The 12,337-nt window shown below is 55.7% G+C and carries 6 protein-coding genes; all 6 read left to right on the top strand.

Features of this window, described 5'->3' with window-relative positions; translation table 11 throughout:
• The first annotated feature begins 150 nt into the window (after positions 1-150).
• Positions 151-3,369, top strand: coding sequence for an alpha-1,4-glucan--maltose-1-phosphate maltosyltransferase (locus tag VQ830_RS24295; RefSeq protein WP_337270749.1), 3,219 nt, complete (start codon positions 151-153; stop codon positions 3,367-3,369).
• A 2-nt stretch (positions 3,370-3,371) separates the two neighbouring features.
• The gene (gene treS, locus VQ830_RS24290) at positions 3,372-6,680 is read left to right on the top strand and encodes a maltose alpha-D-glucosyltransferase (protein WP_337270748.1); all 3,309 of its coding nucleotides are present in this window, start codon (positions 3,372-3,374) and stop codon (positions 6,678-6,680) included.
• Positions 6,680-8,890 carry a 1,4-alpha-glucan branching protein GlgB gene (gene glgB / locus VQ830_RS24285; RefSeq protein ID WP_337270747.1) on the top strand — a complete coding sequence of 737 codons (2,211 nt, stop codon included), beginning with the start codon at positions 6,680-6,682 and terminating at the stop codon, positions 8,888-8,890. The genes treS and glgB overlap by 1 nt, the downstream gene beginning before the upstream one ends.
• Before the next feature lie 91 nt (positions 8,891-8,981).
• A complete protein-coding gene (locus VQ830_RS24280) occupies positions 8,982-10,037 on the top strand; it encodes a DmpA family aminopeptidase (RefSeq protein ID WP_337270746.1) in 1,056 nt (351 codons plus the stop codon).
• A 16-nt stretch (positions 10,038-10,053) separates the two neighbouring features.
• Positions 10,054-10,920, top strand: a complete 867-nt coding sequence (locus VQ830_RS24275) for a D-amino-acid transaminase (RefSeq protein ID WP_337270745.1) — start codon at positions 10,054-10,056, stop codon at positions 10,918-10,920.
• A gap of 126 nt (positions 10,921-11,046) precedes the next feature.
• A complete protein-coding gene (locus VQ830_RS24270; protein WP_337270744.1) occupies positions 11,047-12,081 on the top strand; it encodes a dipeptidase in 1,035 nt (344 codons plus the stop codon).
• Positions 12,082-12,337: the final 256 nt, after the last annotated feature.

The raw sequence follows: 12,337 nt of genomic DNA, 5'->3' as shown, positions 1-12,337 counted from the left end.
CCCGTTAAAGTTATCCGGAACCAAATTGACCCGCCACTGGTTATTCGTCGTGCGCGACATCAGGAGGATGATCATGGGGTTCAGCGAATTTCTCAGAGCAACCGGCATGCGTGGAAAGGATGGTTCTCCCACAGGCCGGGGTGCCCTCTGATGATGAATGGTGCTCGCAAACGCCTCCTCGCCAAACGGATCTACTATGTACACCCTTTGATGCTTCGCGGGTTAGACGCGTGGCAAGAAGCCTTCGCTCATGCACGTGATCTTGGCTTTGATACAATCGTTTCGGCCCCGCTTTTCGCACGGCATCAAGGTGCAAGCGTCTTTGCATCCGCAGATTATACCCGACTTGATGAGGCATTAGGCCTTCGGGGGAATCCCGTTGAGGCAATCTCATCTCTTGCCAGATCAGCACGAGAACTTGGCCTGAGGCTTTATCTTGATGTTCCCGCAAATATCGGTCCACGCGTTTCGGGCGCTCTCGATCCAAGGTTTGCTCCTCATGAGCCGAGCGTAGCGAACCCGCTCGATAATAGTGATGGCCTGAAAGAAGCATGGATTCGAGAATGGAGCTCACGACTAAGCGAGTGGGCGAGTCTTGGTATTACCGGGTTTAGATGTCTGGGTCTCAGCAACCTCACCGCCAGCGATTGGCAAGGCCTGATAAATTCGGCGCGCCAAGCTTCGCCAGAACTTGAGTTTTTAGCCTGGACGCCTGGCACCGCGTTCGAACTTCGACAAGCGCTGCGCGACACCAATTTTGCCGCGTCTTTTTCATCCTTTGCCTGGTGGGACTTGAAAGAGGACTGGTTCGGTGAAGAGTACCGTCTCCAATCTCAGATTGGCCCCCAGATCACCTTTCCAGAAGCCCCCTTCTTCCGACGGGTCGCCCATGGCATGGAAGGTCGTGAGATCATTGAAAGACGTGCGCTGCTTGCCCTGAAACTCGCCGCTTTTCTCGGTGACGGTGTTCTGATCCCGATGGGGTTTGAATACGGTGCGTCAACGCCGCTTGATCCGATGACTGGTCATAGCGTGAGCTTGCGCGCGCTCAAGACAAATTGCCCGTTCGATCTCTCATCGCAGGTGCGCGCAGCGAACGAAGAAATCAGCGACAGAACCCTAGGATCGCTGAGAATAAACGTCGATGCAGCAAGTACCGTGACAGTGCTGGCGCAGACCGACCAGGCCGACCTGCGACAGGCGGATGCCGTGCGACTGATCGTTGCAAACAGAGACTTGAGACGCAGTGCTCCGATGCCTGCGCGGGCGTTGCGCGAGATTGCCAAGCCGTTTCTTCCGATCGACGAACCGGACGAAGCGACACGGCTGCGTCCTGGCGAGACGCGGCGCCTGTCCACCCGCTCTGCCGATATCGTCAAAGCTGCAGGCATTGCGGTTCCGGTCGAAGAGGCGGTTGCTTATCCACGTATCGCGATCGAAATGATCAGTCCGCAGGTCGATGCCGGGCGGTTTCCAGTAAAGCGCATCGTCGGCGATATTGTTACTGTCGAAGCCGATATATTTGCTGATGGCCACGACGTTCTCGCCGCGTCATTGTTTTTCCGCGCGGTGGATGAGGCTGCTTGGCGGGAAGCCCGCATGACGCTGATCGAGAATGATCGATGGCGCGCCAGCTTCGCCCTCGATCGTATCGGTCGTTATGAGTTTGCAGTCGAAGCCTGGAAGAGTGCTTTTGCGATCTACCGCTACGAACTCACCAAGAAGTATGAAGCACGCCTCGACCTCCGATTGGAGCTGCTCGAGGGTCTGGCGATTGTAGAAGATGCTGTCCGGAACCCGGCTCAGAATTTTCCAAGCAAAAAGCGTCCACAACTCGAGGCTTTGTTGAGTGATCTGCGGATCGCCAGCGACCCACACAAAGTCGATCTGCTGTTGTCGTCAGAAACAGCCGAACTAATGGCCCTCGCAGATCGCCGACCTTTTCGAGTGCGATCAGAGCCCAGCTTCGTCGATGCAGAAAGACGAGAGGCCGGCTTTGCGAGTTGGTACCAGATCTTCCCTCGCTCGCAGAGCGGCGATCCAAGTCGCCACGGCACGTTCGACGACGTAATTGCTCGGCTACCCGCAATTCGCGAAATGGGCTTTGATGTTCTTTACTTCCCGCCGATCCATCCGATCGGCCGCAAGAACCGAAAGGGCCGCAATAACAGCCTCACTCCGGGTCCAAACGATCCCGGCAGTCCCTATGCGATAGGCTCGGAGGCCGGTGGCCATGAGGCAATCCACCCCGAACTTGGAAACTTCGACGACTTCCGCCGTCTGGTAGAAGCGGCGAATGATCATGGATTGGAAATTGCTCTTGACCTTGCCATTCAAGCATCACCCGATCATCCGTGGTTGAAGGACCATCCGGGCTGGTTCGACTGGCGCCCAGACGGAACGATACGTTACGCGGAAAATCCACCGAAAAAATACGAGGACATCGTCAACGTCGATTTCTACACGAAGGATGCGGTTCCTTCATTGTGGGTGACATTGCGTGACATCGTGCAGTTGTGGGTCGATCAAGGCGTGAAGCTCTTCCGAGTCGACAATCCGCACACCAAACCGCTTCCATTCTGGGAGTGGCTTATCGGCGATATTCGCGAGCGACATCCAGATGTTGTGTTTCTTTCAGAGGCCTTCACAAGGCCAAAGGTCATGTATCGCCTTGCAAAGGTAGGCTTCTCCCAGTCCTACACCTATTTCACGTGGCGGAATACGCGCTGGGAGTTGGAGCAGTATATGCTCGAACTGACGCAGACGGCGGTAAAGGATTTCTTCCGTCCGCATTTCTTTGTCAACACCCACGATATCAACCCGGATTTCTTACAGAATGCACCACGTCCGGCCTATCTCATCCGTGCCGCTTTGGCGGCAACACTGTCAGGCCTTTGGGGTGTCTATAATGGCTTCGAATTGTGCGAAGGCAGGCCCGATGCCAAGCGCAAAGAATATGCCGATAGCGAGAAATACGAAATCCGCGCATGGGACTGGGACCGTCCCGGAAACATCAAGGCCGAGATCGCTCTGCTGAACCGTCTCCGCAGAGACAATCCGGCATTGCATTCGCATCTCGGGCTAACACTTCTTGGCTCGTCCAATAGCAATGTGATGTTCTTCGAGAAGGCGAGTGCCGGACGTCATAATGTCCTGCTGATCGCGGTCAGCATGGATCCATACAATGTGCAGGAAAGCGATATTGAGATTCCGCTTTGGAACTTCGGTCTCGACGACGGCGGCGCGCTGGCGATGGAAGACCTGATCGGCGGCGGCAAATTTATTTTGAGAGGGAAATGGCAGCGCGTGCGGCTTGATCCGAACGGCATGCCATTCACCATCTGGCGTATTAGATCAGAGGAAGTTTGAACATGGACGGCACGATTTCGCATGACGTAACGACTGATCTGACCAATGCTGGCAATTCAGACAATCTCCTCTGGTACAAAGACGCCATTATCTACCAGCTTCACATCAAGTCTTTCTATGATGCCAATGGTGATGGCATCGGCGATTTCGAGGGCCTGTATCAAAAGCTCGACCACATCGCCGCTCTCGGCGTTAACGCTATCTGGCTCCTGCCGTTCTTCCCGTCTCCGCGACGCGATGATGGTTATGACATCGCCGATTACCGCAATGTCAGCCCAGACTACGGAACGATGGACGATTTTCGCAAATTCGTCACAGCTGCGCACGAGCGCAATATCCGCGTCATTATCGAACTCGTCATCAATCACACCTCGGACCAACATCCTTGGTTCCAGCGGGCGCGGCAAGCGCCTGCCGGCTCGTCCGAGCGCGATTTTTATGTATGGTCCGATACCGATCAGAAGTTTCCTGAAACGCGGATTATTTTCCTCGATACCGAAAAATCGAATTGGACTTGGGATCCGGTCGCAGGCGCCTATTACTGGCACCGCTTCTATTCGCACCAGCCGGATCTGAACTTCGATCATCCGCCAGTCATGGAAGAGCTGCTCGATATCATGCGGTTCTGGCTGGAAACAGGCATCGACGGTTTCCGCCTCGACGCCATTCCCTACTTGGTCGAGCGTGAAGGCACGAACAACGAGAATCTGCCGGAAACGCACGACATCCTAAAGCGCATCCGTGCAGCTTTGGACTCCACCCATCCCGGCGTCATGTTGCTGGCCGAAGCAAACCAATGGCCTGAAGACACGCGCGAATATTTCGGTGATGGCGACGAATGCCACATGGCATTCCATTTCCCTCTCATGCCGCGCATGTACATGGCTATTGCCAAAGAAGATCGCTTTCCCATTACCGATATTATGCGCCAGACGCCGGAGATCCCTGAAACCTGTCAGTGGGCGATCTTCCTGCGCAACCACGACGAGCTGACGCTTGAAATGGTGACAGACGAAGAGCGCGACTATCTGTGGAACACATATGCCTCAGACAAACGCGCCCGCATCAACCTCGGCATTCGCAGACGCCTAGCACCGCTGATGGAGCGCGACCGCCGTCGCATCGAATTGATGAACGCGCTGCTTTTATCCATGCCGGGAACGCCCGTTCTGTATTACGGCGACGAGATCGGCATGGGCGATAATATTTACCTGGGGGACCGCGACGGTGTGCGCACACCGATGCAATGGTCACCAGATCGAAACGGCGGATTTTCAAAGGCGGATCCGGCAAGGCTCGTTTTGCCGCCTGTCATGGATCCACTTTATGGCTATGAAGCCGTGAACGTCGAGGCGCAGGGGGCGGACGCGCATTCGTTGCTGAACTGGACGAGGCGGATGCTTGCGCTGCGCGGCAACCATCCTGCTTTCGGTCGCGGAACACTTCGCTTTCTCAAGCCGAGCAATCGGCGTATTTTGGCCTATCTCCGTGAGTACGGAGATGAGGTCCTTTTATGCGTCGTCAACCTTTCACGTCTTCCTCAGGCGGTGGAACTCGACCTTAGTGCCTTTGAGGGCCGCATCCCCATCGAGTTGACGGGCATGTCGCCATTTCCGCCAATCGGGCAATTGACATACCTCCTGACGTTACCTCCCTACGGGTTCTTCTGGTTCCAGCTCAATGCCGAAGCCGATGGCCCGGCATGGAGGACCGCCCCCCCGGAGCAGCTGCCGGATTTTCTGACGGTGGTGTTCCGGCGCAGCCTGACGGAGTTGGTGGATGATCCGCAGCATATGCGCACGCTCAGCAACGAAATCCTGCCCGCTTACCTGTCGCGGCGTCGCTGGTTCGGTGCGAAAGACCAGCCCTTGGTGACAGCACGACTGATCTCGGCAACGCCGATCCCATTTGCCGAGGGGGTAGTGCTCGGCGAATTGGAGGCGGTTCTGCCCGACCATGTTGAGACATACCAGCTTCCTCTGACCGTATCGTGGGACGATACACCGCCGAACATCCTTGCGCAGCAGCTTTCGCTCGCGCGCGTCAGACAAGGCAAGCGCGTCGGCTTCCTGACGGATGGATTTGCGGTCGAGACCATGGCTCACGGCATCCTTCAAGGCCTGCGCAATCGTTCAACGACGACGGGGCGGACAGGAACGATCGAATTTGTCGGCACCGACCAGATCGACGCTCTGGAACTGACCGATGATCTTTCCATCCACTGGCTCTCCGCCGAGCAATCGAACAGCTCTCTGATCGTTGGCGATCAAGCAATGATCAAGCTCATTCGCCATGTCTTTGTGGGCACTCATCCCGAAGTCGAGATGACCCGTTTTCTGACGAAAGCCGGCTATGACCATACCGCGCCGCTCTTGGGCGAGGTCGCTCTTACTGATGGAGATGGGCGTCGCTCGACATTGATCATCGTTCAGGGCGCCATCCGAAACCAGGGTGATGCTTGGAACTGGATGTTATCCAACCTGCGACGCGTGGCCGATGAGATCGTGCTCACCGATGCGCCAACGGAAACGGCAGACGAACAGTTCCAGCCTTTGTTGCACTTCATCTCGATGGTCGGGCAGCGCCTTGGCGAACTTCATGTGGTGCTGGCACGGCCAACGGATGACGAAGCGTTCGCGCCCCTGCGCGCCCGTGACGAACACGTCGAAACTATCCGGAATTCGGCGACCGGGGAAATTGCTTATGCCTTTTCGAAACTCCCTGATCTCGGCGACGACATAGAACCGGCAACGCGAGAGCTGGCCAACTCACTTCTCGAACGAAAGGATGCCATTTTGCGACTGGCAGCCGAGCGGTCTGACAAGGCGAAAGACGCCCTATTGACGCGGACGCATGGTGATTTCCATTTGGGCCAGATTCTCGTCACCGAAAGCGATGCGGTCATCATCGACTTCGAAGGCGAGCCAGCGCGCAATCTCGAAGAACGCCGTTCCAAGACAAGCCCCTTGCGGGATGCAGCCGGCTTGCTGCGTTCGCTGGCCTACCTGACAGCAACCGCGCAGCTCGACAACGACGCAATAACCGAGCATCACGACGAGCGTCGACGTGAGGTCATCAGGCGATTTGCGGAGCAGGCTGAAGAAACGTTTCTGTCTGCCTACACGGAGGCTCTTAATGCTTCCCCGGATTTGCCGCATAGCAAGGAAGATATCCAGGATCTGCTCGACATCTTCCTTCTCGAAAAAGCAGCTTACGAAATTGCCTATGAGGCACGCAACAGACCAAAATGGCTGCCAATTCCCCTGGCCGGCCTCAATGCCATTGTGGCACGGCTGACGGAGACCCATTGATGATCATCGACAATTCCGAACTTCTCGCAAATGTTCATCCGGACGCAGTGACCTCTCTCGTCGAAGGACGGCATGGCGATCCTTTCGCGATCCTTGGGCGTCACCATACGTCGAACGGCGCCTCGGTGGTGCGCGCCTTTTTGCCTGGGGCAGAGAAGCTTGATATCATCGAGCGTGGAACCGGTGGCAGGCTGGCAACCGCTCGGCTTATTCATCCCGCTGGCTTGTTTGCCGCCAATATTCCCGACGCGACACATTACGATTTGCGCATCGGCTGGCCCGACGCAACGCAAAACACAGAAGATCCTTACAGCTTCGGCCCTCTTCTTGGTGAGCTCGATCTTCATTTGATTGCGCAGGGAACGCATTACAATCTTGCCCAGGCACTTGGAGCGGTTCATATGACCGTTGAAGGCGTTGAAGGCGTGCGCTTTGCTGTGTGGGCTCCCAATGCCCGCCGCGTTTCTGTAGTCGGTGATTTCAATGCCTGGGACGGCCGGCGCCACCCGATGCGTTTGCGGCAACAAGCAGGTGTCTGGGAAATTTTTATTCCAAGGCTCACGCCAGGCGAACGCTACAAATACGAGATCATCGATCCTCACGGTCACACCCTGCCGCAGAAGGCAGATCCGGTAGCCCGGTCCGCCGAAGCGGCACCTTCTACAGCATCCATCGTTGCTTCCTCCGCGCCGTTTCAATGGAATGACGATGACTGGATGCGGCGCCGGGACGGTCGCTCCCGTCTGGAGGGTGCTGTCTCCGTTTATGAGGTCCACGTCGGCTCATGGATCCGCAATGCGTCCGACGGCAACCGGCCGCTTGATTGGGTGGAGCTTAGCCAGCGTCTCGTTCCATACGTGCGGGAGATGGGTTTCACGCATATCGAGCTACTTCCCATCATGGAGCATCCCTTTGGCGGCTCATGGGGTTACCAGCCGCTCGGCCTATTTGCTCCGACCGGGCGATACGGCACGCCTGAAGATTTCGCTTATTTCGTGGATCGCTGCCATGATGCCGGGATCGGGGTGATCCTTGACTGGGTACCAGCGCATTTCCCAACAGATATTTGGGGGATGGCGCGTTTCGATGGGACTGCTCTTTACGAACATGAGGACCCCCGGGAGGGCTTCCACCGCGACTGGAATACTCTGATCTATAATCTTGGTCGGAACGAGGTCAAAGGCTTCTTGATTGCGAGCGCACTAGAGTGGCTGGAGCGATACCATGTTGATGCACTTCGCGTCGATGCGGTCGCCTCGATGCTCTACCGCGATTATAGCCGCGAAGAAGGCGAATGGATCCCGAACCAGTATGGCGGGCGTGAAAATCTCGAGGCAATCGAGTTTTTCAAGCATCTCAACAGCATTGTCCACCAACGCTGCCCTCACGCATTTACCGTCGCAGAGGAATCAACCGCGTTCCCGGGTGTCACCAAATCACCGGAAGAAGGCGGTCTAGGCTTCGACCTCAAATGGAATATGGGGTGGATGCACGATACGCTCCATTACATATCGGAAGACCCTGTCTATCGGAAATACCACCATCATTCGATGACCTTCGGCATGGTCTATGCTTACTCTGAGCGCTTCATGCTGCCGATTTCACATGATGAGGTCGTTCACGGAAAAGGGTCGCTGCTCGGGAAAATGCCGGGCGACGAGTGGCAGAAGTATGCCAATCTACGCGCTTACCTTGCGTTCATGTGGGCCCACCCCGGCAAGAAGCTGCTTTTCATGGGAAGCGAACTCGCGCAACCGACCGAATGGAACCACGATGCGTCGGTCCACTGGGATTTGCTCGATCAGCCACAGCATTTGGGCATGCAGAGACTGGTGCGTGACATCAACCACGTCTACGCGCATCACACGGAGCTTCAATATAGCGATTTCCATCCCGAGGGCTTTGAGTGGGCGGTCGCCGACGATTCGGAAAATTCGGTTTTCGGCATGTTGCGCTACTCGCAATCGCGCTCTGAAATCATGTTGATTCTGTCAAACATGACCCCAGTGGTCAGATCAGGTTATCGCGTTGGCGTACCCTCTGAAGGACTATGGCGCGAAGTCATCAACTCCGATGCAGAAATCTATGGCGGAGGTGGCATCCGCATTGGCGACCGGCATTCGGAAACGGTCGCGTCACACGGAAGATCACATTCGATCATGCTTGAACTTCCACCGCTTGCAACCGTGATGCTGCGATGGAGCTCTTAAGAAAACAGGCTAACACAGTTCCAGCATAATCTGTTTCTATTGTGCCCTTCGAGTACCGTGATCTTCAAGAGTCGCGGTTTCGAGGGGCGAAATGTCTGAAGAACAACGTGTTAGAGTAAGAGGGCTCGGTGTCGAGATAGGGCGATACGAGCCGGGACCGCTCAATGCCATTACGGATATTGAAGGCGTTCGCGTGGGTCATGTCACCTGCGTGGAAGGAGACCGGGTCAGAACCGGAGCCACAGTCATAATCCCGCATGGTGGGAACGTCTTTGCCGACAAAGTCCCGGCAGGATTCGCGGTATATAACGGCTTCGGAAAATTTGCCGGCAGCACACAGATCATCGAACTGGGCGAAATCGAAACGCCGATTGTTCTTACCAATACCCTTGCCGTTGGGCGCGCCATAGAGGCGGTCAACCAGCATGTTCTGCAAATCCCAGGGAACCATAAAATTGTGTCCCTCAACGCTGTCGTCGGTGAAACGAACGACGGTCGGCTGAACGATATACGTGGTGCTCGCCCTACGATCGACGAGATAAGGCTCGCCATCGAAACAGCGCACAGCGGTCCAGTGGAGGAAGGCGCGGTCGGCGCCGGTACCGGCACTGTTGCCTTCGGGCTGAAGGGCGGGATTGGCACGAGCTCACGGCAAGTCAATATCCTTGGAAACACCTACGTGGCAGGCGTCCTCGTGCAGTCGAATTACGGCGGCACATTGGCAATTGCTGGCCGAACCTATCATACCGAACCCATCGCTGACAAAGATGGTTCGATTGTCATCATCGTGGCTACGGATGCGCCGCTTTGCTCGCGAAATTTGACGCGTTTGGCCCAGCGCTGTTTCGGCGGGCTTGCGAAAACAGGCGCTGCGCTCAGTAACGGATCGGGTGATTATGCCCTTGCTTTATCGACGGCCGAACCGGTACGTCGCACGGCTGAACGTAGGCGAGGCCTTGCGACTTATGCTTGCCTTTCCAACGAAGCGGTCTCCCCACTTTTCGAGGCCGTGATAGAAGCGACAGAAGAGGCAATTTTGAATTCGCTGACGATGGCAAAGACGACCAAAGGCTTCAATGCCGTCACCGGACGGAACTCCACGGTCCCAGCCATCTCGTTAGAATACGTCAAACGTCTATTTGCTTAGGAGAGCAGGAGATTTCATGTCAGGGCAGACCAGCCGCATCGTCTATGTCAACGGCAATTTCGTGCCAGAGCACGACGCCTCCATCTCGATCTTCGATCGCGGCTTTCTTTTTGGGGACGGGATCTATGAAGTCACGGCCGTGCTTGACGGCCGCTTGATCGACAGCGCTCCCCATATGGCAAGACTTGAACGAAGCGTCGGCGAAATCGGTGGCTATCTGCCCATGTCCACCAACGAGATCGTTGACATCGAAAAAACTCTTGTCGAGAAGAATAACCTCAATGAAGGTTTGATCTATCTGCAATATACCAGAGGCACCGAGGACAGGAACTTCCTGTTTTCAAGGGATCTTCAACCAACGCTCGTCATGTTCACACAAGCCAAACGCCTAGACGGCGGAGAGGCTTTGAAACAGGGGCTCAAGGTAAAAACTGTTGCTGACCAGCGCTGGGCGCGGCGCGACATCAAGACAATCTGCCTTCTGCCGCAGGTTCTGGCCAAGAGAATTGCCCAAGCGGATGGCTGCGACGAAGCATGGATGGTAGAAGATGGTCTGGTCACGGAAGGCGCCTCTTCCACTGCCTATCTTGTAACCCATGACGGCAAGCTTGTGACACGCGCCAACAGCACCGCAACACTACCTGGCTGCACCAGAATTGCCGCCATTGAGCTGGCTCGAGAAGAGGGCTTAGCGATTGAAGAGCGTCCCTTTTCCGTTGAAGAAGCCTTGTCGGCGAAGGAAGCTTGCCTGACAAGTGCCTCGAACTTCATCATGCCAATCACCATGATCGACGGCAAAGCGATCGGTGACGGTAAGCCTGGCCCGATCGTCCAAAGGCTTCGAAAGCTCTATCTTGAGGTTGCTCGGCGAACCGCGGTATAGCTGTAAACCGTTCGCAAAACTTAGACCGCCTCGACACGTTCGCGCCAAAGCAGGATCGAATAGCCCCGAACAAGGGTCCCGCCCCAGTTAGGGTCTGGCCACCAACTCAAATATTTGGATAATCTCTTGCACAGCCCCTTTCCGGTTTTCGATGGTCACAACGATACGCTGCTCCGGCTGCAGATGAGCGGCGGAAATGACCAAGTCAGTCGGTTCTTGAATGGAGAAGAAGCAGGTAATATCGACCTGCAGAAGGCGAGAGCTGGCGGTTTGGCTGGCGGACTTTGCGCTGCTTATGTTCCCTCTCCTGGAATGGCCAAGGACGCCAATGGTGACTTTCTAGCCCCGTCGCAGGCGGAGGCTCTCACAAAGACGATGTCGATGATGCGTCTTCTCATCGATATCGAAAGAGCTTCGCAGGGAGCCCTCACAATTTGCCGTACAGGCGAGGATCTCAGACATTCGTTGGAGCAAGAAAGTTTTGCTGCTGTCTTTCACATTGAAGGCGCGGAAGCGGTGGCTGCCGACCTTGACGCTCTGTACGTTCTTTATGAGGCAGGCTTACGCACGCTCGGTCCCGTCTGGAGCAGACCCAATATCTTTGCTTACGGTGTTCCCTTCCGCTTTCAATCTTCGCCGGACATTGGGCCGGGTTTAACAGAGAGCGGCAAAGATCTGATCCGCGCCTGCAATGAACTTGGCATCATGATCGATCTATCGCACATGAATGAACAGGGCTTTTGGGATATTGCCAAGCTTTCAAATGCTCCTCTCGTTGCCTCCCATTCAAACGCGCATGTGCTGTGCCCGCACAGCCGAAACCTGACCGACCGGCAGCTCGACGCGATTAAAGATACAGGCGGCCTTGTCGGCATCAATTTCGGTGTGCTCTTCATGCGCGAAGATGGGGTGAAGAATGCCCAAACGGATATCGGCCTTATTGCTCGCCACGCGGCTTACGTCGCCGAACGGATCGGCGTCGACCACGTCGCGCTCGGCTCGGATTTTGATGGGACAACGATACCTGCCGCACTGAAGGATGCAGCTGGACTGCCGCGGCTTATTGATGCGCTTCGTAGTGCCGGATTCAATGACGAGGATTTGATGAAGATTTCCCATTTGAACTGGATTTCCGTGCTCGAACGAAGCTGGGCGGCCTAGGTGTAACGTGGCCAGTACCCTGTGCCGCTCTCAAATGGCGGCTTTCGACCATTCCTTATCTACCTGCTAATATTTGGAACATCCGTCGTATCGCTGGGTTTGTCTTTGAGAACCAAAGGAGGTGGCATGAAAGAGGGCACCTCCGCCGATAGAACGGATCACTGAGATGCAGGTGAAGATAGAGGGACAGTCACACTTCCAGCCTTTCGGCTTATCCTGTTGGGGTTTTGCAGATCTCAACACGGGAGTTGGAAGC

Origin of the sequence: Oryzifoliimicrobium ureilyticum (genome assembly GCF_037199735.1) — a bacterium.
In the GTDB taxonomy this organism is placed as follows: domain Bacteria; phylum Pseudomonadota; class Alphaproteobacteria; order Rhizobiales; family Rhizobiaceae; genus Rhizobium; species Rhizobium ureilyticus.
This window is presented reverse-complemented; position numbering and strand designations above follow the sequence as displayed.

What these genes read in the sequence shown, in the direction of transcription:
- treS (WP_337270748.1), top strand. Translation starts at nt 3,372, where the DNA reads ATGGACGGCACGATTTCGCATGACGTAACGACTGATCTGACCAATGCT.
- VQ830_RS24275 (WP_337270745.1), top strand. Translation starts at nt 10,054, where the DNA reads ATGTCAGGGCAGACCAGCCGCATCGTCTATGTCAACGGCAATTTCGTG.
- glgB (WP_337270747.1), top strand. Translation starts at nt 6,680, where the DNA reads ATGATCATCGACAATTCCGAACTTCTCGCAAATGTTCATCCGGACGCA.
- VQ830_RS24280 (WP_337270746.1), top strand. Translation starts at nt 8,982, where the DNA reads ATGTCTGAAGAACAACGTGTTAGAGTAAGAGGGCTCGGTGTCGAGATA.
- VQ830_RS24295 (WP_337270749.1), top strand. Translation starts at nt 151, where the DNA reads ATGATGAATGGTGCTCGCAAACGCCTCCTCGCCAAACGGATCTACTAT.